Annotated in this window: 24 protein-coding genes; 11 read left to right on the top strand and 13 right to left on the bottom strand. The window is 59.7% G+C overall.

Annotated elements, in window-relative coordinates; translation table 11 throughout:
* Window positions 1-11 precede the first annotated feature (11 nt).
* Window positions 12-830 carry a shikimate dehydrogenase gene (gene aroE / locus HBJ59_RS20915; protein ID WP_167664620.1) on the bottom strand — a complete coding sequence of 273 codons (819 nt, stop codon included), beginning with the start codon at window positions 828-830 and terminating at the stop codon, window positions 12-14.
* Window positions 830-1,759, bottom strand: coding sequence for an oxygen-dependent coproporphyrinogen oxidase (hemF, locus tag HBJ59_RS20910; RefSeq protein ID WP_167664619.1), 930 nt, complete (start codon window positions 1,757-1,759; stop codon window positions 830-832). The genes aroE and hemF overlap by 1 nt, the downstream gene beginning before the upstream one ends.
* A 159-nt stretch (window positions 1,760-1,918) precedes the next feature.
* Here hemF and HBJ59_RS20905 point away from each other — a divergent pair, with 159 nt between their 5' ends.
* Window positions 1,919-2,896, top strand: coding sequence for an NADPH:quinone reductase (locus HBJ59_RS20905; protein WP_076013283.1), 978 nt, complete (start codon window positions 1,919-1,921; stop codon window positions 2,894-2,896).
* A 130-nt stretch (window positions 2,897-3,026) separates the two neighbouring features.
* Here HBJ59_RS20905 and HBJ59_RS20900 read toward each other — a convergent pair whose 3' ends face one another.
* From HBJ59_RS20900 to HBJ59_RS20890, 3 genes are all read right to left on the bottom strand, one after another.
* Entirely contained in the window at window positions 3,027-3,584 is a 558-nt protein-coding gene (locus HBJ59_RS20900) for an L-threonylcarbamoyladenylate synthase (RefSeq protein ID WP_003213622.1), read from the bottom strand.
* A gap of 54 nt (window positions 3,585-3,638) precedes the next feature.
* Entirely contained in the window at window positions 3,639-4,733 is a 1,095-nt protein-coding gene (gene dprA, locus HBJ59_RS20895; RefSeq protein WP_076013282.1) for a DNA-processing protein DprA, read from the bottom strand.
* 72 nt (window positions 4,734-4,805) lie between these two features.
* Window positions 4,806-5,585: a peptidoglycan-binding protein gene (locus HBJ59_RS20890; protein ID WP_167664618.1), complete on the bottom strand. Its 780-nt coding sequence runs from the start codon at window positions 5,583-5,585 to the stop codon at window positions 4,806-4,808.
* Window positions 5,586-5,735: 150 nt separating this feature from the next.
* On the opposite strand from HBJ59_RS20890, the gene def reads away from it, so the two are divergent.
* The 5 genes from def to HBJ59_RS20865 are packed head-to-tail and all read left to right on the top strand — an operon-like array spanning window position 5,736 to window position 10,292.
* Window positions 5,736-6,242: a peptide deformylase gene (def, locus tag HBJ59_RS20885; RefSeq protein ID WP_003213617.1), complete on the top strand. Its 507-nt coding sequence runs from the start codon at window positions 5,736-5,738 to the stop codon at window positions 6,240-6,242.
* A gap of 57 nt (window positions 6,243-6,299) precedes the next feature.
* The gene (fmt, locus tag HBJ59_RS20880; RefSeq protein ID WP_167664617.1) at window positions 6,300-7,259 is read left to right on the top strand and encodes a methionyl-tRNA formyltransferase; all 960 of its coding nucleotides are present in this window, start codon (window positions 6,300-6,302) and stop codon (window positions 7,257-7,259) included.
* Complete coding sequence (gene rsmB, locus HBJ59_RS20875; protein ID WP_167664616.1) at window positions 7,256-8,566, top strand: 16S rRNA (cytosine(967)-C(5))-methyltransferase RsmB; 1,311 nt, start codon at window positions 7,256-7,258, stop codon at window positions 8,564-8,566. The genes fmt and rsmB overlap by 4 nt, the downstream gene beginning before the upstream one ends.
* A 22-nt stretch (window positions 8,567-8,588) precedes the next feature.
* Window positions 8,589-9,962 carry a Trk system potassium transporter TrkA gene (gene trkA / locus HBJ59_RS20870; protein ID WP_003213611.1) on the top strand — a complete coding sequence of 458 codons (1,374 nt, stop codon included), beginning with the start codon at window positions 8,589-8,591 and terminating at the stop codon, window positions 9,960-9,962.
* Window positions 9,963-9,980: 18 nt separating this feature from the next.
* The gene (locus HBJ59_RS20865) at window positions 9,981-10,292 is read left to right on the top strand and encodes a hypothetical protein (protein WP_167664615.1); all 312 of its coding nucleotides are present in this window, start codon (window positions 9,981-9,983) and stop codon (window positions 10,290-10,292) included.
* A gap of 104 nt (window positions 10,293-10,396) precedes the next feature.
* Here the strand turns inward: HBJ59_RS20865 and HBJ59_RS20860 are convergent, their stop codons facing one another.
* Together HBJ59_RS20860 and HBJ59_RS20855 are read right to left on the bottom strand one after the other, a co-directional pair.
* Entirely contained in the window at window positions 10,397-11,284 is an 888-nt protein-coding gene (locus HBJ59_RS20860; RefSeq protein ID WP_167664614.1) for a lysophospholipid acyltransferase, read from the bottom strand.
* 40 nt (window positions 11,285-11,324) lie between these two features.
* The gene (locus HBJ59_RS20855) at window positions 11,325-11,882 is read right to left on the bottom strand and encodes a DNA-3-methyladenine glycosylase I (protein ID WP_076013276.1); all 558 of its coding nucleotides are present in this window, start codon (window positions 11,880-11,882) and stop codon (window positions 11,325-11,327) included.
* Window positions 11,883-11,963: 81 nt separating this feature from the next.
* On the opposite strand from HBJ59_RS20855, the gene glyQ reads away from it, so the two are divergent.
* From glyQ to HBJ59_RS20835, 4 genes are all read left to right on the top strand, one after another.
* Window positions 11,964-12,917 (top strand): glycine--tRNA ligase subunit alpha, encoded by a 954-nt coding sequence (glyQ, locus tag HBJ59_RS20850; protein WP_003213601.1) that lies wholly within the window; start codon window positions 11,964-11,966, stop codon window positions 12,915-12,917.
* Complete coding sequence (gene glyS / locus HBJ59_RS20845) at window positions 12,914-14,968, top strand: glycine--tRNA ligase subunit beta (RefSeq protein ID WP_167664613.1); 2,055 nt, start codon at window positions 12,914-12,916, stop codon at window positions 14,966-14,968. The genes glyQ and glyS overlap by 4 nt, the downstream gene beginning before the upstream one ends.
* Complete coding sequence (gene gmhB / locus HBJ59_RS20840; protein ID WP_173860314.1) at window positions 14,968-15,507, top strand: D-glycero-beta-D-manno-heptose 1,7-bisphosphate 7-phosphatase; 540 nt, start codon at window positions 14,968-14,970, stop codon at window positions 15,505-15,507. The genes glyS and gmhB overlap by 1 nt, the downstream gene beginning before the upstream one ends.
* Window positions 15,508-15,592: 85 nt before the next feature.
* Window positions 15,593-16,363, top strand: a complete 771-nt coding sequence (locus tag HBJ59_RS20835; RefSeq protein ID WP_167664611.1) for a 1-acyl-sn-glycerol-3-phosphate acyltransferase — start codon at window positions 15,593-15,595, stop codon at window positions 16,361-16,363.
* Between the two features lie 180 nt (window positions 16,364-16,543).
* Here the strand turns inward: HBJ59_RS20835 and HBJ59_RS20830 are convergent, their stop codons facing one another.
* From HBJ59_RS20830 to HBJ59_RS20820, 3 genes are all read right to left on the bottom strand, one after another.
* Window positions 16,544-18,835, bottom strand: a complete 2,292-nt coding sequence (locus HBJ59_RS20830) for a CHASE2 domain-containing protein (RefSeq protein WP_167664610.1) — start codon at window positions 18,833-18,835, stop codon at window positions 16,544-16,546.
* An 18-nt stretch (window positions 18,836-18,853) separates the two neighbouring features.
* Window positions 18,854-19,849 carry a FecR domain-containing protein gene (locus tag HBJ59_RS20825; protein WP_256670858.1) on the bottom strand — a complete coding sequence of 332 codons (996 nt, stop codon included), beginning with the start codon at window positions 19,847-19,849 and terminating at the stop codon, window positions 18,854-18,856.
* Between the two features lie 267 nt (window positions 19,850-20,116).
* Window positions 20,117-20,368 carry a hypothetical protein gene (locus HBJ59_RS20820; protein ID WP_076013271.1) on the bottom strand — a complete coding sequence of 84 codons (252 nt, stop codon included), beginning with the start codon at window positions 20,366-20,368 and terminating at the stop codon, window positions 20,117-20,119.
* Window positions 20,369-20,538: 170 nt separating this feature from the next.
* On the opposite strand from HBJ59_RS20820, the gene HBJ59_RS20815 reads away from it, so the two are divergent.
* Window positions 20,539-21,261, top strand: coding sequence for a response regulator transcription factor (locus HBJ59_RS20815; protein WP_076013270.1), 723 nt, complete (start codon window positions 20,539-20,541; stop codon window positions 21,259-21,261).
* 70 nt (window positions 21,262-21,331) lie between these two features.
* Here the strand turns inward: HBJ59_RS20815 and dinD are convergent, their stop codons facing one another.
* The 3 genes from dinD to recF all read right to left on the bottom strand — a co-directional run bounded on the left by dinD (window position 21,332) and on the right by recF (window position 25,879).
* Window positions 21,332-22,186 (bottom strand): DNA damage-inducible protein D, encoded by an 855-nt coding sequence (dinD, locus tag HBJ59_RS20810; protein WP_167664609.1) that lies wholly within the window; start codon window positions 22,184-22,186, stop codon window positions 21,332-21,334.
* A 161-nt stretch (window positions 22,187-22,347) separates the two neighbouring features.
* Window positions 22,348-24,771 carry a DNA topoisomerase (ATP-hydrolyzing) subunit B gene (gyrB, locus tag HBJ59_RS20805; RefSeq protein ID WP_076013269.1) on the bottom strand — a complete coding sequence of 808 codons (2,424 nt, stop codon included), beginning with the start codon at window positions 24,769-24,771 and terminating at the stop codon, window positions 22,348-22,350.
* Window positions 24,772-24,775: 4 nt separating this feature from the next.
* On the bottom strand, window positions 24,776-25,879 hold the full coding sequence (gene recF, locus HBJ59_RS20800; RefSeq protein WP_003213585.1) for a DNA replication/repair protein RecF: 1,104 nt from the start codon (window positions 25,877-25,879) through the stop codon (window positions 24,776-24,778).
* Window positions 25,880-25,886 lie beyond the last annotated feature (7 nt).

Raw genomic sequence — 25,886 nt, 5'->3', positions numbered from 1 at the left:
TTAGATTTGCATCAGGCCAGTTGCCGACGCAGTTCAGCTAAAACCGGGGCCGAATCCGGGCGTACACCGCGCCACAGGAAGAACGCTTCTGCGGCCTGTTCCACCAGCATCCCCAGGCCATCCATCGCTACCGCGGCGCCCTGATCATTGGCCCAACGGCAAAACGCCGTAGGCTCCTTGGCGTACATCATGTCGTAGCAAAAGGTCTTGCCCGGCTCAACGAGGCTGCCGGCAATCGGCGGTACATCGCCTGACAGGCTAGCGGACGTGGCGTTGATGATCAGGTCCACCGGCTCACGCAGCCAGTCGAAACCGCTGGCGGACACCGGGCCGAGGTCGTCGAACAGTTCGGCGAGCAGTTCGGCTTTTTCTACGGTGCGGTTGGCGATGATCAGCGACGCCGGTTGCTCTGCCAGTAATGGTTCCAGCGCACCGCGCACGGCACCGCCAGCACCCAGCAGCAGGATGCGTTTACCTTGCAGGCTGAACCCGGCATTCACCGTCAAATCCCGCACCAGGCCGGCGCCGTCGGTGTTGTCTCCCAACAGGCTGCCATCGGCGAGTTTGCTCAGGGTATTCACCGCGCCGGCACGTTGCGCGCGCTCGGTGAGGGTGTTGGCCAGGCGATAGGCCTCTTCCTTGAACGGCACGGTGACGTTGGCACCACGGCCTTGCTGGAAAAACTCGCGGGCACAGCCAGTGAAATCCTCCAGCGGCGCGAGCAAGGTGCTGTAGTCCAGTTGCTCACCGGTTTGTTCGGCGAACAGGCGGTGAATCAGCGGCGACTTGCTGTGGCCAATGGGGTTGCCGAAGACGACATAACGATCCATCAGACCGCCGCCTTGGGCAGCACGCCCAGCCAGTCGCGGTCTTGCAGGAAGTAATCGGTAAGACGTGCTTCTTCGCTTTCAGGCGCGGCCTTCCAGTCGTAGCTCCAACGCACTTGCGGTGGCAGCGACATCAGGATCGACTCGGTGCGCCCGCCGGATTGCAGGCCAAACAAGGTGCCACGGTCGTAGACCAGGTTAAACTCGACGTAGCGGCCACGGCGGAATTCCTGGAACTCGCGCTGCTGCTCGGTATAGGCCATGGCCTTGCGGCGCTGGACGATCGGCAGGTAGGCGTCGATGTAGGCGTCGCCAATGGCGCGCATGAAGGCGAAGCTGGTGTCGAAGTCCCACTCGTTCAAATCATCGAAGAACAAACCGCCGATTCCGCGGGGTTCGTTGCGGTGCTTGATGTGGAAGTAGGTGTCGCACCAGGCCTTGTAGCGCGAGTACACGTCCGGGCCAAACGGCGCACAGGCCCGTTCGGCGACGCGGTGCCAGTGGATGCAGTCTTCTTCGTTGCCGTAGTAGGGCGTCAGGTCGAAACCGCCACCGAACCACCACACCGGCTCTTCGCCTTCTTTTTCAGCGATGAAAAACCGTACGTTGGCGTGGGAAGTCGGCACATGCGGGTTGTGCGGGTGGATCACCAGCGACACGCCGAGGGCTTCAAAACCGCGACCGGCCAATTCCGGGCGATGGGCACTGGCGGAAGGTGGGAGGCCGCTGCCAAACACGTGGGAAAAGTTAACGCCGCCTTTCTCGATCACCGAACCGTTTTCGATCACACGGGTGCGACCACCGCCGCCGGCCGGCCGGGTCCAGGCGTCTTCGATAAAGCGAGTGTCCGTCTCAAAGGTTTCCAGGGCGCTGCAAATACGGTCTTGCAGGTCGAGCAGGTAGGCTTTGACAGCCTCGGTGCGGGTAGTCATGACATCACCTTGAATCGGGCAAAGCTACGCGAGGCCATTGGGCGTCGGCGGCAAATGGGCGCACAGGATACCACTGCACCCCGTATTGCCGCAGTTGACGAAGATCAAGCTTAGGAGTCCGATAGGGGGCTACGCGAAATTGACTTGAGGAGAGTGCAGATGGCCAAACGTATCCAGTTCCGTGCCCATGGCGGCCCCGAAGTACTTGAGTATGTGGACTACACCCCGGCAGAACCCGGCCCGCAGCAGGTTCGCGTGCAGAACAAGGCCATTGGCCTGAACTTCATCGACACCTATTTCCGCAGCGGCCTGTATGCACCACCAGCCTTGCCGTCGGGCCTGGGCGCGGAAGGCGCTGGCGTGGTTGATGCGGTGGGCAGCGAAGTCACTCAGTTCAAGGTCGGTGATCGCGTGGCCTACGGCAGCGGCCCGCTGGGTGCCTACAGCGAATTGCATGTGTTGCCGGCTGCCAACCTGGTGCACCTGCCAGACGACATCAGCTTCGAACAGGCCGCTGGCGCGATGCTCAAGGGCCTGACGGTGCAGTACCTGTTGCGCCAGACCTATGAGTTGAAGGGCGGCGAAACCATCCTGTTCCACGCCGCCGCCGGTGGCGTGGGCTCGCTGGCGTGCCAATGGGCCAAGGCCTTGGGCGTGAAGCTGATCGGTACCGTCAGTTCGCCGGAAAAGGCAGCGCTGGCAAAATCCCTCGGTGCCTGGGAAACCATCGACTACAGCAAGGAAAACGTCGCACAGCGCGTGCTGGAACTGACTGACGGCAAGAAATGCCCGGTGGTGTACGACGGCGTAGGCAAGGACACTTGGCTTACCTCGCTGGACAGCGTGGCACCCCGCGGGTTGGTGGTGAGTTTTGGGAATGCGTCGGGCGCTGTGGACGGGGTTAACCTGGGGATTCTGGCGGCCAAGGGCTCGCTGTATGTCACCCGGCCGACTTTGGCGACCTATGCCAACAACCCGGAAAACCTGCAGGCGATGGCGGATGATCTGTTTTCGATGATCATCAGTGGCAAGTTGCAGATTGATATTAATCAGCGGTTTTCGTTGGGGGATGCGGCGAAGGCGCAGATTGAGTTGTCGGCGCGGCGGACGACTGGGTCGACCATTCTGCTGCCATAAGGCGTTGGATTTTCAGCGGCTTTGAGGGCCTCTTCGCGAGCAAGCCCGCTCCCACATTTGTCCGCGTTCCAAAAATTGGACTCGGTCAAATGTGGGAGCGGGCTTGCTCGCGAATGAAGGCGACTCGGTCTCAGGAAGGCCGCACAACCTCGCCCGTCGCCAGATCCCGAATCAAACTCGGGTTCTTGCGCCCACCCAGATTCCCGCCCAATACCAGATCCACCTGCCCACGGAAATACTGCTCCACACGAATCCGCGTGCGCGCCGCCGGGCGGCCCTGTGGGTTGGCCGAGGTGGAAATCAGCGGCCCGACCAGCGAGCACAGATCCCGCACTTGCGGATGATCAGTCACCCGCAGCGCCACAGTGTCATGCACACCGGTAATCCACTCGGGCAACAAATCCTGATGGGGCACCAGCCACGTATTCGGGCCAGGCCAGGTACTGGCCATGCGGTCCATCCACTCATCAGGAAAGTCTTCGAAGAGAAAATCGAACTGACGGATATTGTCGGCAATCAGGATCAGCCCCTTATCCACAGACCGGCCCTTGATCGCCAGCAACCGATCCACGGCCTCTTCGTTCCAAGGGTCACAGCCCAGGCCCCAGACCGCCTCGGTTGGATAGGCAATCACCGCGCCTGCGCGAATTTCTCGTGCGGCTTCTCGCACACGCCACCTGTTGACCATTGCTCACTCTCCGGACTAAAGCTCTGCGCAGTTTACCGATCTTCGTTACAAAACCTAGCCGCGCGCAAACCAGCGCCCACTTTCGCAGATTACCCGGCCTTCCAGCTCGAGTTCCGTCAGGCTGGCCAGCACCTCGGACAAGGCCCTTCCGCTGGCGATCGCCAAGGCTTCACTGGTGTGGGGCGCCGCGTGCAACAGCGCCACCAGCGGGTGAGTGACCGCAATCGGCGCCGGCCGGGAAAGTGCCTGCCAGCCGCGCAGGTTTTCGAGGATGTGTTCAATGGTTTCCACCAGCACCGCCCCATCGCGGATCAGCTGATGGCAGCCTTTGGCTCCGGGATGATGGATCGAGCCGGGGATGGCGTATACCTCGCGGCCTTGCTCCGCCGCCAGGCGTGCGGTGATCAGCGAACCGCTGGCCATGCTGGCTTCCACTACCAGCACTCCAAGGGACAGGCCGCTGATTATGCGGTTACGCCGCGGGAAGTTGCCGGCCTGGGGCGGGGCGTCCAACGGAAACTCGGAAACCACGGCGCTGCCTTGGGCAATCATCGCTTCGGCCAAGCGTCGGTGGCGCTGTGGATAAAAGTTTTCGAGCCCGGTGCCCAGCACGCCGATTGTATGTCCACCAACATCCAAAGCCGCCTGGTGAGCAGCGCCATCGATACCCAGGGCAAGGCCGCTGGTGATGACAAAACCGGCACTGGCCAGGCTGCGGGAAAACGCGGCGGCGGTGTCCATTCCTGGCCTGGAGGCACGACGGCTACCGACCATCGCCAGTTGCGGTTTTTCCAGAATCGCCGGGTTGCCGGCGACGAATAATAGCGGGGGTGCGTCATCCAATTCTGCCAGCAGCGCCGGGTAGTCGGGCTGGTCCCACATCAGCAAATGCTGGGCCGGACGCTCCAGCCAGGCCAGTGCCGCACTGGCACCATCACGTACTTCCTCACTGCGCCGGGCGTCGGCGCTGGCCACCTTGAGTCCCAGTGAACGCCAGGCACTCGCCGGCGCGCTGATGGCTTTTGATGCAGAACCAAACGCCTCGATGAGCTTTTGAAAACCTTTGGGACCCAGTTCCGGCAGCCTGTGCAAGCGTAGTCGGGCTTCCAGCTCTGCCGGGGAAATTTCGCGGTTATTCGTCGGTAACATTTGATCGTCCTTGATCGGAACAAGCTGTGGATAACTCTGTTGGTAACTTATTTAGCAACCTAATTATTGCCTTCAATCAGGCACCTCAAAACGGTCCATTACCGCGAGGGAACGGGACGCGCTGAGCACCAGGCCGTAACTGAGCTTTTCGTAGGTGCGAAACACCACCAGCGTTCCGGCTGGCTCGTCAGGCATCTTCACCGGCGCGCCGGTTACTCTGTCCCGAATGGTTTCACCGGCTTTCACCACCGCCAGCAAATGACCTTCCATCAGCCCGTCACGGCGGCCCTTGTTCAACGTCACCGCATCCAGCACACCGATCTGCGTCACGCCCCGGGGTATGTCGATGATGTGCCCGGCAATGGCGCGGGCAGGCCACTGAACCACCAGGCTGGCCAGGTCCGTGGGTGCTTGCTGGCCGAGCAACCGGTCCCCGGGACGCACCTCCTGGGTCACCCGCTGCACACCCAATGTGCTGACGTCGCCCGCTGTCACAAAACGTGCGGTGCCTATGTCGTCGGCGTTGATGCCCAGCAATTCCTGGCTATCGGGGTCGGTATAAGCCTGGCCCCGGCGGAAAATCCCGTAACTTTGGACGGCAGGGTCCAGGGGCCCACGCGCATAAACACGTTCGCCATTGGCGCCCAATACTCGGCCGGCATCTGCTGCAACAATATAGGGAGCGTGGTCCAGTTCCTGGGGCGTATCGAGAATGCGGTTGTGCAGTAAAAAGCGCTGGATGGCTTGCTGCGTATGAAGCGGCAGCGGTTGACCCGCCTGTGGAAAGCTCGCAGGAACCTGGCCAACAACGGCCTGGGCCCACAGCAGCAAGACGAGTAGCGATTTCCTCATGGGGTGAATCTCCTTTATTATGTGCATTCGCGTGAAACGCCTTGGCCTTCGCGGCTCTCGGACGTTCTCCCACGGCACTTACACCGGTACAGCAGGGGTCCATCCCCGGCGCCGACTTGCCTTTACCTCACATGTGCAGCAATTACGCTTATGGCTATTTTGAACATCCTCGAATTTCCGGACTCACGCCTGCGCACCATTGCCAAGCCAGTGGCCGTAGTGGACGCCAAGGTTCGTCAGTTGGTCGATGACATGTTTGAAACAATGTATGAAGCCCCGGGTATCGGCCTCGCCGCGACCCAGGTCGACGTGCATCAGCGCGTCGTGGTCATGGACCTTTCCGAAGACCGCAGCGAGCCCTTGGTGTTTATCAACCCTGAGTTCGAAACCCTGACCGACGAAATGGGCCAGTATCAGGAAGGCTGCCTGTCGGTACCCGACTTCTACGAGAACGTCGACCGTCCCCAGCGCGTCAAGATCAAGGCCCTGGACCGTGACGGCAAGCCGTTCGAGATGATTGCCGAAGGCCTGCTGGCGGTGTGCATCCAACACGAATGCGACCACCTCAACGGCAAGCTGTTTGTCGATTACCTGTCCACGCTTAAACGCGACCGGATCAAGAAGAAGCTGGAAAAGAAGCATCGCCAGCAAGCTTGATTCCCTTCTTTCAAAGGCTTGCTCCGGCAAGCCTTTTTCTTTTGTGAGACGTTTCCCATGACCGAGCCACTGCGCATCGTTTTTGCCGGCACCCCCGAATTCGCCGCCGAACACCTCAAGGCCCTGCTCGCCAGCCCGTATGAAATCGTGGCGGTCTACACCCAGCCCGATCGCCCGGCCGGTCGTGGGCAAAAGCTGATGCCGAGTCCGGTCAAGCAGCTTGCACTTGAGCACAACATTGTCGTGCTGCAGCCGCCAACCCTGCGCAACGCCGATGCCCAAGCCGAACTGGCTGCGCTGAAGCCGGACCTGTTGGTGGTGGTGGCTTATGGTTTGATCCTGCCTCAGGCCGTGCTGGATATCCCGCGCCTGGGCTGCATCAACAGCCACGCCTCGCTGCTGCCTCGCTGGCGTGGCGCGGCGCCGATCCAACGGGCCGTTGAAGCCGGTGATGCCGAAAGCGGTGTGACCGTAATGCGCATGGAAGCAGGCCTGGACACCGGCCCGATGCTGCTGAAAGTCACCACCCCGATCACAGGTCAAGACACGGGCGGCAGCCTGCACGATCGCCTCGCCGAAATGGGCCCGCCGGCGGTAGTCCAGGCCATCGCCGGCCTCGCCGCCAGCACTCTGCAAGGCGAAGTGCAGGACGACAGCCTCGCCACCTACGCCCACAAGTTGAACAAGGACGAAGCCCGTATCGACTGGAGCCGCCCGGCCGTTGAGCTGGAGCGCTTGGTGCGCGCCTTCAACCCGTGGCCAATCTGCCACAGCACCCTCAATGGCGAGGCCTTGAAAGTACTGGCCGCCACCCTGGCCGAAGGCGAGGGCGCCCCCGGCGAGATCATCGGCGCCAGCAAGGACGGCCTGTTAGTAGCGTGCGGTGAACAGGCGCTGTGCCTGACCCGTCTGCAACTGCCCGGCGGCAAGGCGCTGAACTTCAGCGATTTGTTCAACAGCCGTCGTGAGAAATTTGCCGTCGGCATCGTCCTCGGCCAAGTGGTAGACACCCAATGAACCCACGTCTGGCCGCCGCCAAGGCCCTGGCCGCCGTACTCAACGGCAAGGCTTCCCTCAACAGTTCGTTGCCGACCCAGCTGGATAAAGTCGAAGACCGCGATCGCGGCTTCACACAGGACCTGGCTTTCGGCACCGCCCGCTGGCAGCCGCGGTTGTCGGCGCTGGCGGCCAAGCTGCTGCAAAAGCCGTTCAAGGCCGCAGATGCCGATGTCGAGGCGCTGTTGCTGGTGGGCCTCTATCAACTGCTCTATACCCGCGTGCCGGCCCACGCCGCCATCGGCGAAACCGTCGGTTGCGCCGACAAACTGAAAAAGCCCTGGGCCAAGGCCTTGCTCAACGCCGTGCTACGCCGTGCCCAACGCGAAAGCGAAGCGCTGCTGGCCGAGCTCGAACATGACCCGGTGGTGCGTACCGCCCACCCGCGCTGGCTGCAAAAATCCCTGAAGGCATTCTGGCCCGGGCAATGGGAAGCCATCTGCGCCGCCAACAACGCGCACCCGCCGATGATCCTGCGGGTCAATCGCCGTCATCACACTCGCGATGCGTATCTCGCGCTGCTTGGCGAAGCCGGCGTAGCAGCTACGGCCTGTGTCTACAGCCAGGACGGCATCGTTCTTACAGAGCCGGGCGATGTCCGTAACCTGCCCGGGTTCGCCGAAGGCTGGATCAGCGTGCAGGACGAAGCCGCACAACTGGCCGCTGATCTGCTGGACCTGGCGCCTGGCCAACGGGTGCTGGACGCCTGCTGCGCCCCCGGCGGCAAAACCTGCCACATCATGGAAGTGCAAGCAGACTTGGCCGGCGTCGTCGCCGTCGACCTGGAAGCCAAGCGCTTGGTGCGCGTGCGGGAAAATCTCGCGCGCCTGGGCCTGAGCGCCGAACTGATCGCCGCCGACGGCCGCGACACCGCCACCTGGTGGGACGGCAAGCCCTTCCAGCGCATCCTGCTGGACGCGCCGTGTTCCGCCACCGGCGTGATACGCCGCCACCCGGACATCAAGCTGACCCGCCAACCCGACGACATCACCGCCCTGGCCGTGCTGCAAGGTGAATTGCTGGACGCGTTGTGGCCGACCCTCGAAGTCGGCGGCATCCTGCTATACGCCACCTGCTCGACGCTGCCCACCGAAAACACCGAAGTCATCGAAGCCTTCCTGGCCCGCACCAGCGGCGCACGGGAACTGGACCTCGACATCCAGGCCGGGATCAAGCAGCCTCATGGCCGCCAGTTGCTGGCCCAGGAAGGCGGCCACGACGGGTTCTATTACGCCAAGCTGATCAAGATTGCCGCCGCTCGCGGCTGAATGGTTTTAAGGGAGTGACCGGATGAAAATCATCATCCTCGGCGCAGGGCAGGTCGGCGGTACGCTGGCCGAGCATTTGGCCAGCGAAGCCAACGACATCACCGTGGTCGACACCGACGCGGAGCGCCTGCGGGATTTGGGCGACCGCCTGGATATCCGTACCGTACAAGGCCGTGCCTCGTTTCCTACGGTGCTGCGCCAGGCCGGTGCCGACGATGCCGACATGCTGGTGGCAGTCACCAACAGTGACGAGACCAACATGGTCGCCTGCCAGGTGGCCCACACCCTGTTCCACACCCCGACCAAAATCGCCCGGGTGCGTGAAGCCGCGTACCTGACCCGCGCCGGGCTGTTCGACAACGACGCGATCCCGGTGGACGTGCTGATCAGCCCGGAGCAGGTGGTGACCCACTACATCAAGCGCCTGATCGAACACCCGGGCGCCTTGCAGGTTATCGACTTTGCCGAAGGCAAGGCGCAACTGGTGGCGGTAAAGGCCTACTACGGCGGGCCGTTGGTGGGCCAGCAACTGCGCCAGCTGCGCGAGCACATGCCCAACGTCGAGACGCGGGTGGCGGCGATCTTCCGTCGCGACCGGCCGATCCTGCCGCAGGGCGATACGGTGATCGAAGCCGACGACGAAGTATTTTTCATCGCGGCCAAGGCGAATATTCGCGCGGTGATGAGCGAAATGCGCCGGCTGGATGAGACCTACAAACGTATCGTCATCGCCGGCGGCGGGCAGATTGGTGAGCGCTTGGCCGAGGCCATCGAAAGCCGCTATCAGGTGAAGATTATCGAGATGAATCCGGCACGCTGCCGGTATTTGTCCGACACCCTCGACAGCACCGTGGTCCTGCAAGGCAGTGCCTCGGACCGTGACCTGCTGCTGGAAGAAAACATTGCCGACGCCGACATCTTCCTGGCCCTGACCAACGATGATGAAGCCAACATCATGTCGTCGTTGCTGGCCAAGCGGCTGGGGGCGAAGAAGGTGATGACCATCATCAACAACCCGGCCTATGTCGACCTGATCCAGGGTGGCGATATCGACATCGCCATCAGCCCGCAACTGGCAACCATCGGTACCTTGCTGGCCCACGTGCGGCGCGGCGATATTGTGAGCGTGCACTCGTTGCGCCGAGGCGCGGCGGAAGCCATCGAGGCGATTGCCCACGGCGACTCGAAGTCGAGCAAGGTGATTGGCAAGGCGATCCGCGATATCGGCCTGCCACCGGGTACTACCATCGGCGCAATCATTCGCGATGAAGAAGTGATCATCGCCCACGACGACACGGTGATCGCCACCGGCGACCATGTGATTCTGTTCCTTGTGGATAAAAAACATATCCGCGATGTGGAGAAGCTGTTCCACGTGGGCCTGAGCTTTTTCTGATCAATCGGAGTGACCGACATGCTCGAATCCCTGGAAAAAATGCTCGCCAAGGGTGTGGATAACTCACTGCTGCGGTTTGGGTTGGGCAAGGGTTATCTGGATCTGAAGGACAACGCGAAGGCGGCGGAGCATTTGCAGAAATGCGTCGAGTTCGATCCGAAGTATTCGGCGGCTTGGAAGCTGTTGGGCAAGGCGCAAGTGGGGCAGGGTGATAGTGCTGCGGCGCGGTTGGCGTGGGAGCAGGGGATTACAGCGGCCCAGGCCCATGGCGACAAGCAGGCCGAAAAAGAAATGACGGTGTTCCTGAAGAAACTCGATAAACACCTGTAGGAGCGAGCTTGCTCGCGAAAAACCCGAGAGCGCCGCGTCAAATCAGAAAGACCGCATAATCGTTAACGACCTTCGCGAGCAAGCTCGCTCCTACAGGAAGCGGGTCAATACCACCGCGCCTCACCCGGCGGGCGTTTCTTGAAGCGCTTCATGCTCCACATGTACTGGCTCGGATAAGCGGCCACATACCGCTCCACCACCTTGCTCATCGCCGCACACGAAGTCGCAGTGTCCGTGCTGTACATGTCTTCCGGTGCCGCTTCCAGGATCACTTTGTAGCCCGAGCCATCCGGCAGCCGCAGGGCATGCAGGAACACCCCGACCGCCTTGTGCCCCGCCAGCATGTTCGGTACGAACTTGCTGGTCAGCGCCTGGGTGGCGAAGAACGGTACAAAGATCCCGGCGGATTCCGCCGGCTCCGGGTCGGCAGGAATGCCCACCTGGCCACCTTTACGCACCTCCTTGATCACACTAAGGATGCCCTCCTTGGTGGACGCCGCCACACGGTTGCCCAGTTGCACCCGCTGTTTGCGCAGCAAGTCATCCACGGCCTTGAGCTTCGGCGGACGGTAGAAAATGATCGGTTTGCACTGGCTGCAATAGAAGTGGTTCAACACTTCCCAATTGCCCAAGTGGCTGGTGATGCCCACCACGCCTTTACCCAAGGCCAGGGCTTCGTGCAGCACCTCCAGGCCTTCGACTTCACGCACCAGGTCAATGGAGCGCTGGGCCGGCCAGATCCAGGCGCAGGCGCTTTCGGTCAGGGACTTGCCGATGTCCTTGAGGCTCTGGCCCACCAGGCGCTCGCGCTCGGCCGAGTCCATGTCGGGGAAGCATTTGGACAGGTTGATCCGCACCGTCTCGCGGGAGCGGTTGGGGGTTTTCCACATGAGCCAGCCAATCGCCGAACCGACCGCTTGCACCGCGCGCCAAGGCAGCAGGGCAAACAACCGAAGAGCGCCTACCAGCAAGGCGCCTTTAAACTTTTCCACAGGTCACTCCTGATCGTGTGTGGTGCGCAAAGCCGCCATTCTAACCGGCGTTGGCCAGGTCCGCGTAACGGTCGCAGTCCTGGGTGTGGTCCATGACCATGCCCGAGGCCTGCATGAACGCGTAGCAGATGGTCGGTCCGACAAACGTAAAGCCGGCTTTTTTCAGGGCTTTGCTCATGGCTTCCGCTTCAGGCGTAATCGCCGGAACCTGGCTGCGATCCTTGAAATGATTGACCTTGGGCACGCCGCCAACAAACGACCAGAGCAACCCCACAGGATCCTCCAGCGTCAGCCAGGCGGCGGCATTGCGCCGGGTGGCATTGAGTTTCAGGCGGTTACGCACGATGCCCGGATCGAGCATCAGCGCTTCAATCTCGGCATCGCTTAGTTGGGCCAAACGCTGTGCATCAAAACCAAACAAGACCTTTCGATAGTGCTCGCGTTTGCGTAAAACGGTGATCCAGGAAAGGCCCGCCTGGAACCCTTCGAGCAAAAGCAACTCGAACAGTCCCTGCGCATCGCGCAGCGGCGTTCCCCACTCCTGATCGTGATAAGCCATGTACAGCGGATCTTCAGAACACCAAAAGCAGCGTGGCATAAGGCTCCAGGGGATGGTGGCGCGGCCGAATCGGGTATACTCCCGCTCTTTAAATCGCAGCCCAAGTAACAGGTGAATTTCGTGAGCCAGCCTACGCCAGCCGTGCGTACCTTCCAAGACTTGATCCTCGCCCTCCAGCAATACTGGGCCGAGCAAGGTTGTGTGGTACTTCAGCCCTACGATATGGAAGTAGGCGCCGGCACTTTCCACACCGCTACCTTCCTGCGGGCCATCGGCCCGGAAACCTGGAACGCCGCTTATGTGCAGCCCAGTCGTCGCCCGACTGACGGCCGCTACGGCGAAAACCCGAACCGCCTGCAGCACTACTACCAGTTCCAGGTGGTTCTGAAGCCGAACCCGGACAACTTCCAGGAGCTGTACCTGGGCTCGCTGAAACATGTCGGCCTGGACCCGCTGGTCCACGACATCCGTTTCGTCGAAGACAACTGGGAATCGCCAACCCTGGGCGCCTGGGGCCTGGGCTGGGAAGTCTGGCTCAACGGCATGGAAGTGACGCAATTCACTTACTTCCAGCAAGCCGGTGGCATCGAGTGCTACCCGGTGACCGGCGAGATCACCTACGGTCTCGAGCGTCTGGCCATGTACCTGCAAGGCGTGGATTCGGTCTACGACCTGGTGTGGGCTGACGGCCCGTTCGGCAAGGTCACCTATGGCGATGTGTTCCACCAGAACGAAGTGGAGCAGTCGACCTACAACTTCGAACACGCCAACGTCGAAAAACTGTTCGAGCTGTTCGACTTCTATGAAAGCGAAGCCAAGCGCCTGATCGAACTGGATCAGCCGTTGCCGTTGCCAAGCTATGAAATGGTTCTGAAGGCATCCCACACCTTCAACCTGCTGGATGCTCGCCGTGCCATCTCGGTCACCGCGCGCCAGCAATACATCCTGCGTGTACGCACCCTGGCACGTTCCGTCGCCCAAGCCTACCTGCTGGCTCGCGCCAAGCTGGGCTTCCCGATGGCAACCCCGGACCTGCGTGATGAAGTGTTGGCTAAGCTGGAGGCTGCACAATGAGTGCTCAAGATTTCCTGGTTGAACTGGGCACCGAAGAGCTGCCACCCAAGGCACTCAACACGCTGGCCGATGCGTTTCTGGCCGGTATCGAAAAAGGCCTGCAAACCGCTGGCCTGAAGTTCGCCGCGAAGAAGGTCTACGCCGCGCCGCGTCGCCTGGCGGTGTTGCTCACCGCGCTGGAAACCCAGCAGCCGGACCGCAGCATCAACCTCGACGGCCCGCCACGCCAGGCCGCCTTCGATGCTGAAGGCAACCCGACTCAAGCCGCCCTTGGTTTTGCCAAGAAGTGTGGCGTCGAGCTGAGCGAGATCGACCAGAGTGGCCCGAAACTGCGTTTCAGCCAGGTCATCACCGGTAAGCCGACCGCCAGCCTGTTGCCGACCATCGTTGAAGACTCGCTGAACGACCTGCCTATCCCGAAGCGCATGCGCTGGGGTGCCCGCAAGGAAGAGTTCGTGCGTCCAACCCAATGGCTAGTGATGCTGCTCGGTGACCAAGTCATCGATTGCACCATCCTCGCCCAGAAGGCCGGTCGTGATTCCCGTGGTCACCGCTTCCACCATCCTGAAGCCGTACGCATCACCTCGCCGGCCAACTACGCCACTGACCTGCGTGCCGCCTACGTACTGGCCGATGCCAATGAACGTCGCGAGCTGATCAGCAAGCGCACCGAAGAGCTGGCCCGCCTGCAGGAAGGCACCGCCATTGTGCCGCCAAGCCTGCTGGAGGAAGTGACCGCTTTGGTTGAGTGGCCAGTGCCGCTGGTGTGCTCGTTCGAAGAACGTTTCCTCGACGTGCCGCAGGAAGCGCTGATCACCACCATGCAGGACAACCAGAAGTATTTCTGCCTGCTGGACGTGGACGGCAAGTTGCTGCCGCGGTTCATCACCGTGGCCAACATCGAAAGCAAGGACCCGCAGCAGATCATCGCCGGTAACGAGAAAGTCGTTCGCCCGCGCCTGACCGACGCCGAGTTCTTCTTCAAGCAAGACAAAAAGCAGAAGCTCGAAGACTTCAACCTGCGCCTGCAAAACGTGGTGTTCCAGGAAAAACTCGGCAGCGTCTACGACAAGGCCGTGCGCGTCTCCAAGCTGGCGGCCTACATCGCGCCACGCATTGGTGGCGATGCTGCCTGGGCTGCGCGTGCCGGCCTGCTGTCCAAGTGCGACCTGGCCACCGAGATGGTCGGCGAGTTCCCGGAAATGCAAGGTGTTGCCGGTTACTACTACGCCCTCAATGATGGCGAGCCGGAAGACGTCGCCCTGGCGCTGAACGAGCAGTACATGCCGCGCGGTGCTGGCGCCGAGCTGCCAACCACCCTCACCGGTGCGGCCGTAGCCATCGCTGACAAGCTGGATACCCTCGTCGGTATCTTCGGTATCGGCATGTTGCCTACCGGCAGCAAAGACCCGTATGCCCTGCGCCGTGCGGCCCTGGGTGTGCTGCGGATCCTGATCGACAAGCAGCTCGACCTCGACCTGACCCAGGCCGTGGTATTCGCTGTCGGCCAGTTCGGTGCCAAGGTCAAGCAAGCGGGCCTGGCCGAGCAAGTGCTGGAGTTCGTGTTCGATCGTCTGCGTGCGCGTTACGAAGACGAAGGCGTTGACGTTTCGGTGTACCTGTCGGTACGTGCCCTGCAACCGGGTTCGGCGCTGGACTTCGACCAACGTGTACAAGCCGTTCAGGCCTTCCGCAAATTGCCGGAAGCCGGTGCCCTGGCCGCTGTGAACAAGCGTGTATCGAACCTGCTGAGCAAGGCCGACAACCTCGGCAATGCCGAAGTCGACCCGGGCCTGTTTGCCGATGCCAAGGAGTTCTCGCTGAACTCGGCCATCGCCAAGGCGGAAAACGCAGTGAAGCCGCTGATCGCCGAACGCAACTACGCCGAAGCACTGGCGCGCCTGGCCACCTTGCGTGAGCCGGTGGATGCGTTCTTTGAAGCGGTGATGATCAATGCCGAAGACGCGGGCGTGCGGAAAAACCGCTACGCCATGCTGGCGCGTCTGCGTGGTTTGTTCGTCAACATTGCTGACATTTCGACCCTGAGCTGATCATGTTGAAACTGCTGATTCTCGACCGGGACGGAGTGATCAATTACGACTCCGACGCTTACATCAAATCGGTGGCGGAATGGATTCCACTGCCCGGCTCGATCGAGGCCATCGCGCAGTTGAGCAAAGCGGGCTGGACGGTGGCCATCGCCACCAACCAGTCCGGCATCGCCCGCGGCTACTACGACATCGCCACCCTCGACGCCATGCACGCGCGCCTGCGCATGCTGGTGGCCGAGCAGGGCGGTGAAGTAGGGCTGGTGGTGTATTGCCCACATGGCCCGGATGAAGGTTGCGATTGCCGCAAGCCCAAACCGGGTATGCTTAAAACTATTGCTGAACATTACAACGTGCCATTGGCTGGGCTTTGGTTTGTCGGGGATAGCCTCGGTGACCTGGAAGCCGCCAAGGCCGTCGACTCTCAGCCAGTTTTGGTAAAAACCGGGAAAGGCGAAAAGACCCAGGCTAAAACCCTGCCGGTAGGCACCTTGATTTTTGACGATCTGGCGGCGGTTGCCGCAGAACTTATCAACAACTAGCAGCACTTCTCGACTTCCTGACCAAGGACTGTTCGGGAGCGCGCTTTTAACAGGCGGGCCTTGTCCCGCAACGGTAAATGCCGCCATGTCGATTTTGCAGGCCATCAGAACCTTCTTCTTTTACCTGCTGCTGGGCACCAGTTCCCTCCTCTGGTGCACCCTGAGCTTTTTTATCGCGCCGTTTTTGCCGTTCAAGGCGCGCTATCGTTTCATCAACGTCTTTTGGTGCAACTGCGCGTTGTGGTTGACCAAGGTGTTCCTGAACATTCGTTTCGAGATCAAGGGCGCCGAAAACGTCCCGGACCAGCCCTGCGTGATTCTGTCGAACCACCAGAGCACCTGGGAAACCTTCTTCCTGTCTGCGTACTTCTCGCCCCTGAGCCAGGTGCTCAAGCGTGAGCTGCTGTACGTGCCTTTCTTCGGCTGGGCCATGGCCATGCTGCGTCCGATCGCCATCGACCGCGACAACCCCAAGGCAGCACTCAAGCATGTGGCGAAGAAGGGCGACGAGCTGCTCAAGGACGGCGTTTGGGTGCTGATCTTCCCCGAAGGTACACGCGTGCCCTACGGCACTGTGGGCAAGTTCTCACGCGGCGGTACGGCTTTGGCGGTAAACGCCGGCCTGCCGGTGCTGCCAATTGCCCACAACGCCGGCAAGTTCTGGCCAAAGACCGGCTGGGCCAAGCGTGAAGGCACCATCACAGTGATCATTGGCGAACCGATGTATGCCGAGGGTGTAGGCCCACGCGCTATCGCTGCGCTGAACGACCGTGCCCAGGCATGGAATGAAGCGCAACAAAGAGCCATGGGTTCGCTGCCGCCGGAGCCGGTCGTCGTCGACACTCCGGTGATTTGAGTTTCTGTGGATAACCTGTGTACGGTTTGTTGGCGAATCGTGCTTTTTCGATTATAGGCTGCTGATTTTCTTACATATTTCCTAAGCTCATAAAACAGCGAAAAAGGTGCATAAGTTTTTTCCGCATTAAAAAACCGGTCCTTGAGACCGGTTTTTTATGCACAGGTAAAAAGCAGCACTTCACTCCTTCCATAACGGCAGTTGAAGGATGAAGGTCGTACCTTTATCCACCACACTTTCGCAGCCGATTCGCCCACCATGGCGATCCACGACGGCCTTGACCATGGTCAGGCCCAACCCCAATCCTTCACTGCCTTGAGCAGAGGCGAAGCGCCGGTATTGGCCGAACAATTCGGGCAAATCCTGTTCAGCGATTCCTCGCCCCTGATCGCTGATACGGCATTCCAGGCGATCTTCACTGCTGGTCAGGCTTAATGTGACGGTGGTGCCTGAAGGGCTGTATTTGACCGCGTTCTCCAACAGATTAAACAAGGCGCGGGTCAGCAGCGATTGATCCGCCCAGACCATCTCCTCGCCGTCGTCATCCAGGTTGCGAGCCAGGTGGATACCTTTCAGCTGGGCATGCACAGCGACTTGATCAAACGCGTCGAGCACCAGCATGGCGAACAGACTGGGCTGGAATTGGTATCCGTCAGATTCGGCTTTCGCGAGTTGCACGAAGGATTCGGTCAGGTTCAGGGCGCGGCGGACTTGCTGCTCGATCTGGGCAAATATCGGCGCAGCGGTGTCCTGGACATCCAACAGCGCCAGGATCGCCGAGTGCGGAGCACGCAGGTCATGGGACAGAAAGCGCAACAAGGTTTCCCGCTGCTGCTGGGCGTCGCGCTCGATACTCAGGTCTGTGAGGCTCAACAGCCAGCCTAGGGCCACATCCCCGTCTGCGGGCAGCAACGGGGCCAGGTCGAGGCGCAGGCTGCGATCAAGGGTGTCGCGAAATTCGACGATCTCCAGCGCCGACAGGGCAGGGCGAATGCCGTCCTGCAGCGGTGGATAACCCAACGCAGCGAGCTGCTCCAACAGGTTTTCAGCCACCAATTCATTGCCGAATACATCACGGGCAATCCGGTTGGCCAGCAGGACATTGCCCTTGGGATCAGTAATCAAGGTCGCTACCGGCAAACATTCCAGGCCATCGGCCATAAAGCGGCGTGTGTCCCGGGTGCGGCTGACTGCTTGTTCCAGGGCGAAGATCCGTCCCTGTAATACATCACCCTGGCTGGCGGGCGCTCTACGCCGCTCCGGGAGCACTTTGGGTTCGTTGTCCAGGCGTGCCAGTTCCCAACCGAAGTAAGCCAGGATCACGCTCAGGCGGCGCCAGTTCCAGATCAAGTAGCTGAGCAGCATGCCGATCAGGCACGCCGCCGGTGACCACCAATGGCCCAGGCGCAACAGGCCCCAAGAACCGAGAAGCGCGGCGCCCATGCAACCGACGGTCAACCACAGCGCATAACGCGGGCGAAACAACAGCAAGCCCAATAGCAGCGCGACCATGGCGGTGGCCAGCAGCGTTACCATCCAGGCTGGCAGGTCAACAATGCTGCGCCCTTGCAGCAAGCCATTGAGGATGTTGGCCTGGATCTCCACACCTGGTGTGGTGCCAACGCTGGCCGACAGCGGCGTGACGTATCGATCGCCCATGCCCGGCGCAGTGGCGCCGATCAGGATCAAACGGTCTCGCAGCAACTCAGGCGGCACCTCACCGCGTAGAACGCTGATATACGGCACGCTGGGAAAGCCGGCATGGCTGGCGATGAACGGAATTCGAATGGAATTTTCCCGCTGCCAATGGTTGCTGCCCACCGGGCCAAGCGCGCCCGGCATAACGGCCTGCTGGCCGCTCAGTTCGAACGCCAACCAGGCCAGTTGGGGCGTCATGTTCCCTGGCGGGCCTTCACGCAAATACAGGCTTCGAACGATACCGTCGCTGTCCGCTTCAACGTTGATATGGCCGACGCCCCTGGCGCAATCGCGCAGGGGCAGCACCGGCAGGATTTGCGCCACAGGTTGGTCAAAGCGGGGCGAGCCTTCACGAATCAGGGGCAACAGAACAGTGCCGGCGTTGCACATAGCCTCGGCCAGGCGCAGGTCATTGGCCGGCTCTCGGGCGGGTTCGCTGAAGATCACATCGAACAGAATGCCTGCGGGTTTGGCAACGCTCAGCCGATCAAGCAGGTCGGCGTGTACGCGCCGGGACCAAGGCCATTGGCCGAGTTCCTTCAGGCTTCGGTCATCAATGGTCACCAGCAAGATGCGTGGATCCACCGGCAACGGGGCCAGGCGGCGAAGACTGTCGTACAGCAGGTTGTTGAGGGAAAAGCCCGGGCTCAGGGACAGGAATGCCGTGATGGGTAACAGCAACAGGCTGACCCAGAGCCACTCGCGCACCAAGCCATTGAACAGCCGCTGAGCCTGGGTCGGTTGGCGCTTTTCAGCCCGGCGCCAAAGCCTCACCGGCGAGCGTCCGGGGCGCTATTGCACGCGGTTCGCGGGCGGGTAATAGAAGATGTCATAGACCCCGGTTTCTCCCTCAAGCCCGTGTTCATCATAGGCCGACAAACGAACGTGATAGAACGATGCTTTCAGCCCAGTGAAGCGCATTTGCGGCTTGTCGGAGAAGTTTTCCTGCTTGATGTTCAGAAACTCCTTATCGGTCGCGACCTGAGCCCTGTAACGCTGGGCGCCGGCTAACGGACGCAGAAAAAGCGTCCATATCGGCGCATCGCCTTTTTGCCCATCCTGGCCCACCAGACGTGGAGCATCCAGCAGTTCCACGGGCTTGAGTTCACCTTGTTTCTTGAATGCCAAACCCTGCCTCGCACCGACCTTTACTTCACCCGCAACCGGCCCGGTAATGGGCTTCTTCTTGATGGGTCGTAGAGTCGGTGGAGCGTCATCCCGATTGACCGCAACCTGCCCATTGAGCACTTCCACCAGCGATTGTTCGCCGTCGTTGCGCACGCGGAAATGTGTGCCGCGCACACCGAGCACGCCAACCGGGGTCACGATCTGGAAACGGTCGTAGTCACTGGCACGCTTGATGACATAAGCCTCAACCTGACCTTCTTCAAGAATGACCTGCGGAATAGATTGCTCCTCGACCAGGTGCAGTCGAACCTGGGAGCTGGACGGCAAGACAACCCGCGTACCGTCTCCCAGCAAAAGGCTGACGAACGCGTCCGGTGAGGTTTTCACACTCTCTTGTTCATCAATGACCATGCCTTCTGCCAAGGCCGTGGAAACGCCCTTGGCATCCAGCTTCCAGGCTTCGCCTGTCAGGTGCTGCACCACCGCCGGCAGAGGCTGCGCGCGGCACATCTGGTTGTCGTCAATGTAGGGGGCGCGGGGAGGGGCGGGACGTGCCAAGGCCGGCAAGCTCAATACGCCAAGCGTAACAATCAAGCCTGAGCCCAACAGCGTAGAAATGGCAAAGCGAAGTCGGCAGGTGAAAAAGGTCATGGCGCTCATCAAGATTCTAGTTCTAATGGGGCATCAGAAAGCACGTTCAGGAAGCGTCTTGCGCGGGAAGACCTTGAATACCGACTACGATACTCGATGAGGTATCCAGTCGATAGCCAAAATGGCTGGGGCGTGGGATCTATGGCAGAAGATGACACATCCCTGTGCCGGAGCAATTCCCTCGCTCCAATCCGTGTGTCATCCAGCGAGAGCGAATTTACCTACAAGACAGGTGTGCCGGACCGAATCGCAAAAATTGTTCAGATTTGGCGGTGCTTAAAACACCCAGCGTTGATTCTGCTGTTGTTCACCGAGTTGCTGAAGCGGCGAGCTGGCGAAGCCCATACCGTTACCCGGTTCGCTCAGGGTTTGACGTTCATCGAACGAAGCAGGTATTACCGGTTTGGATGCCCCTACCGTTTCCGTCCCCAAGGTTGCCGCCATTACCACCAATACCATTCGCCCCCATACATTAATCTTCTCCAGAACCGCCGCACGTCTCGAAACAGCATAAAACCAGATTGCCATTGATCCTTTTCCTGAAGGTCCCGAGCCGGTATCTTCCCAGCGTGGGTATTACGATTTCCAATGGCTTACGGCCATTTGATATCAGCGTACCGAGAGATTCAAAGGGCCTGAGAATCTGGCCATAATTGTTCAGATTCATGCCTGCATTCTTAATCAGAAAGGACCCTGCCATGCGTGTCGCAATACTGGATGACGAACCTGCAGAACTGCGGCGGGTGGAACAGACACTGCGACAAATCCCCAGCGCCGCGGATCAGCCTTGGAGTCTGCACTGCTTCGAGCGTGGAGAAGACCTGCTGCGCCAACTGCGCCGGGAAACCTTTGACCTGCTGATCCTTGACTGGCAACTGCCCGACCTCAGCGGCCTTGCACTGCTGCGCTGGACCCGCGAGCACATGGAAGCGCCACCCGCCGCCATCATGCTCACCAGCCGCGATGCCGAGAGCGATATCGTCCAGGCGTTGAACAGTGGCGCCGATGATTACGTCAGTAAGCCATTTCGCCCTAACGAGCTTAAGGCACGGGTCAATGCGGTGCTGCGGCGCCACGGACTGCAAAAGTCTGCAGCCAGCGAAGTGCTGACCTTCAACGACCTGACGTTCGATGATGCTGAACTCACGGTGAGCAGGGCGGGGAAACCTATCAACCTGACAGAACGCGAATACCGCCTGGCTCGGTGCCTGTTTGAGAACCTGGCGCGGCCACTGTCTCGGGAATATCTGTATGAGCGGTTCTGGACCCATGAGGAAATGGTCTCGTCGCGGCCCCTGGATACGCATATTTATCGGCTACGGAATAAGCTCGGGCTGACGGCGGAGCGGGGGTGGCAGCTGCTCACGATTTATGGGTACGGGTATCGGTTGGAGAGCGTGACGGCTGCCTCCGACGAGTGAGATGTTCCACGTGGAGCATTTATAAAACTGCCCCCCTCAACGCATTCAACCCTGCTAGTACACGGTGAACTCACTTCTTCGGTTTGCCGTTTTGCAGCCTGCTTTTGTCTGATTCGATTTGCTGAATACTACTGGCAGGCTTCGGCAGGTCCTCAGGCATCGTGCCACCTAACTCCTCTATGGTTTGGCGAACCTTACGCCCGACCTCATAGTGCGTGTTGTTCGCTCTGCTTTTACCATCCACATGATCTCGCCTTAATTTCTCTTCGGTTTGCGTAGCTCGGAAGAGATTGGCTGCGAGCTCAGTACTGCCCATATGATCGAGAATCTTTTGATTCTTTTTCAATCCTTTACGGATGTGAATGTCTCTATTACCTAACCCTCCATATAGTCCCTTGTAACCGTGGTCTTGAAAGATGGCGAAATCCATTCCACTTTCTACACCGCACTCCTCGGCTGCTGCGGCCAAATGCTTGCTGTTCACAACAAGCTCATTACGAATGGCTAGTCGCTTTTCATCCTCATCAAGTTGCCTGAACGCCTCACTATCATCCAACTCCTGCCTTCTGGTCTGAATGGCGAAATAGGTCCGTCCATTTGCGATGACCGGTTTAGCGGGATCGGCATTTTGCACAATGAGATAACACGCGTAGCGGGAGAGGCGCAGGTCCTCCAATTGACGTTTAGCACCTGACCCAATTTCCACCATTGTGAGGATCCCCTCCACATGGTCAGAAATCGCCTGCCCGCTATTACGACAAGCGTCCATTGCCCGCTCAACAACCGGCAAGAAATGGCGATACTGCGAATAATCCAAGACCTTTGCCAGTTGACGCGCCAACCAGTATTCATTTCCGTCGAAGTCAACTTGACGGAAACCTTCAAAGGTTTCGTGGTGCCTTTGAGCAATGTGTTTGTCTGTCATCTGCGCTTCCTTAGTGAGGCACACTTTTTAACACGACCTTAGAGATGATTGATTTCCATCGCCCTTTCTACCGTTTCTAAAAATGACAAACCCCGGACATAAGCCGGGGTTGGTTTAAAGGGAGGCAACGACCTCCCTACAATTGCGACTTCGTTGCGCCGTCAGAAGTCCAGGTTGGACACCGCCAGGGCGTTGCTCTCGATGAAGTCACGACGAGGCTCGACCGCATCACCCATCAGGGTGTTGAAGATCTGATCCGCGCCAATGGCGTCTTCGATGGTCACACGCAGCATGCGACGCTGAGCTGGGTCCATGGTGGTTTCCCACAGCTGATCCGGGTTCATTTCGCCCAGACCTTTGTATCGCTGAATGGTGTGACGCTTGGTGCTTTCAGCCATCAACCAGTCCAAGGCTTCCTTGAACTCTTTGACCGCTTTCTTACGCTCGCCACGCTGAATGTAAGCACCATCGTCCAGCAGGGTGCTCAGTTGCGCGCCAAGGGTGACAACCGTCTTGTAGTCGTTGCTGCCGAAGAAGTCGCGGTTGAAGGTGACATAGTTCGACAGGCCGTGGGAGATCAGTTCGACCTCTGGCAGCCAGACGTTACGTTCACGGTCTTCACGCAGGCTCGCTTTGTAAACCAGGCCGGATTTTTCGACGGTACGCAGACGGACTTCGTACTGGGCCAGCCAATTCTGCATGTGAGCGTGGTCGCCCAATTGCTCAAGGCTGACGGCTGGCAGGTAGATGAAGTGCTCGGTCAGCTCCTGAGGGTACAGGCGCGACAAACGCTTGAGGGTCTTCATCACCATGCGGAAATCGTTTACCAGACGCTCCAACGCTTCACCGGAGATCCCCGGGGCTTCGTCATTCAAGTGCAGGCTCGCATCTTCCAGGGCCGACTGCGTCATGTACTCTTCCATGGCGTCGTCGTCTTTGATGTATTGCTCTTGCTTGCCCTTTTTCACTTTGTACAGCGGCGGCTGGGCGATGTAGATGTAGCCACGCTCGATCAGCTCAGGCAACTGACGGAAGAAGAACGTCAGCAGCAGGGTGCGGATGTGCGAACCGTCGACGTCAGCATCGGTCATGATGATGATGTTGTGGTAGCGCAGCTTGTCGATGTTGTACTCGTCGCGGCCGATGCCACAGCCCAGGGCGGTGATCAAGGTGCCGACTTCCTGCGAGGAAATCATCTTGTCGAAGCGCGCCTTCTCGACGTTGAGGATCTTACCCTTCAACGGCAGGATGGCCTGGGTGCGACGGTTACGACCCTGCTTGGCGGAACCGCCAGCAGAGTCACCTTCCACCAGGTACAGTTCGGACAGGGCAGGGTCTTTCTCTTGGCAGTCAGCCAGTTTGCCCGGTAGCCCAGCGATATCCAGCGCGCCTTTACGACGGGTCATCTCACGGGCTTTACGCGCCGCTTCACGAGCCCGCGCCGCGTCGATCATCTTGCCGACAACCAATTTGGCTTCGTTCGGGTTTTCCAGCAGGAAGTCGGAGAAGTACTTACCCATTTCCTGTTCAACGGCGGTCTTCACTTCGGAAGACACCAGCTTGTCTTTGGTCTGGGAGCTGAACTTCGGATCCGGAACCTTGACCGAAATAATCGCGGTCAGGCCTTCACGGGCATCGTCACCCGTAGTGGCGACTTTGTGCTTCTTCGCCAGGCCTTCTGCTTCGATGTAGGTGTTCAGGTTACGCGTCAGTGCCGAACGGAAACCCACCAGGTGAGTACCGCCATCGCGCTGAGGAATGTTGTTGGTGAAGCACAACAGGTTCTCGTTGAAGCTGTCGTTCCACTGGAGGGCGATTTCCACGCCGATGCCGTCTTCACGCTGGATGTTGAAGTGGAACACCTGGTTGACCGCAGTCTTGTTGGTGTTCAGGTATTCAACGAACGCCCGCAGGCCACCTTCGTATTTGAACAGCTCTTCCTTGCCGCTGCGTTCGTCTTTGAGGACGATACCTACACCGGAGTTGAGGAAGGACAGTTCACGAATCCGCTTGGCCAGGATGTCCCAGCTGAAGTGGATGTTCTTGAAGGTTTCGTCGGAAGGACGGAAATGAATCTGGGTACCGGTGGTTTCGCTTTCGCCGACGATTTTCATCGGTTCTTGCGGAACGCCGTGAACGTAGGTCTGCTCCCAGATCTTGCCGCTGCGACGCACGGTCAGCACCAGCAGTTCGGAGAGGGCGTTCACCACGGAAACACCTACACCGTGCAAACCGCCGGATACTTTGTAGGAGTTGTCATCGAACTTACCGCCGGCGTGGAGCACGGTCATGATGACCTCTGCTGCCGAAACGCCTTCTTCTTTATGCACATCTACCGGGATGCCGCGACCGTTGTCGCGCACGGTGATAGATTCGTCCGGGTGGATGATGATGCTGATGTCGTCGCAGTGACCGGCCAAAGCTTCGTCGATCGAGTTATCGACCACCTCGAACACCATGTGGTGCAGACCGCTGCCATCATCGGTATCACCGATGTACATACCGGGACGTTTGCGTACGGCATCCAAACCTTTAAGCACTTTAATGCTGGTCGAGTCGTACGTATTCGTATTTTGTTCGCTCATGCCTTCACTCCCGATGGTCGTGGGTCTGGGTGATACGGCCTTGTTCCACGTGGAACAAAGCGACTGGCGTTTCCGTCTGCCAGCCTTCCCTCAATAATTCGTGGTCTACACAGGTGATAAACACCTGGCAGCGTAAGTCTTCCAACAAGCGGCATAACGCGCGGCGGTGCTGCTCATCCAGTTCGGACGGCAAGTCATCCACCAGATAAATACATTGCCCGCGCCGGGCCTGGCTAACCAGATGCCCTTGGGCGATACGCAGGGCACAGACCACCAACTTCTGCTGACCGCGGGACAAGATGTCCGCGGCATTATGTGCGCCCAATCTAAGGCGCAAATCAGCCCGTTGCGGTCCGGCCTGGGTGTGACCAATTTGCTGATCCCGCTGTAAGGACGTCGCGAGCACTGCACTCAGTTCCCGGTCTTTGTCCCAACCACGGTAGTAGCTCAACGTCAGCCCCTCGAGTTCAAGCAACTCGCTCAAGGTCTGCTCAAAGACTGGTTTCAAGGCTTTGATGTAGGCGCGGCGGTATTCATCTATTTCAGCGCTGGCCAGGCACAGTTCCCGGTCCCAAGCAGCTTGCGAAGCGGCGTCAAGTGTACCATGCCGCAGCCACGAGTTCCGCTGCCGCAGGGCCTTCTGCAGGCGCTGCCAAGTGGCCATAAAACGCGGTTCCACGTGGAACACTCCCCAATCGAGGAATTGCCTGCGGATTTTTGGCGCGCCTTCCAGCAAACGAAAGCTGTCCGGGTTGATCAGTTGCAGTGGCAGGATTTCCGCCAATTGCGCAGCACTGCGAGCATTCTGCCCGTCGATGCGTATTTGAAACTCCCCCTGACGATCACGAGAAATCCCCAGGCTGCTATGACCGCCTTCCGCCAATTCGACTTGGCCAAATACCGTGCACGCCAGTTGCTCGTACTGGATCACCGGTAACAAGCGGGCACTGCGGAAGGAACGGGCAAGCCCCAGCAAATGAATGGCTTCCAGCACGCTGGTTTTGCCACTGCCGTTGGCGCCGTGGAGGATATTGATGCGGGGAGAGGGGGAGAAGGTCACCGGGTGCAAATTGCGCACCGCGGTGACCGAGACGCGACTGAGGGACATCTAGCTT

Origin of the sequence: Pseudomonas sp. AN3A02, assembly GCF_011765255.1 — a bacterium.
GTDB lineage: Bacteria > Pseudomonadota > Gammaproteobacteria > Pseudomonadales > Pseudomonadaceae > Aquipseudomonas.
Note: the sequence above shows the minus strand (reverse complement) of the source record. Positions and strands in the feature narration are given on the sequence as shown.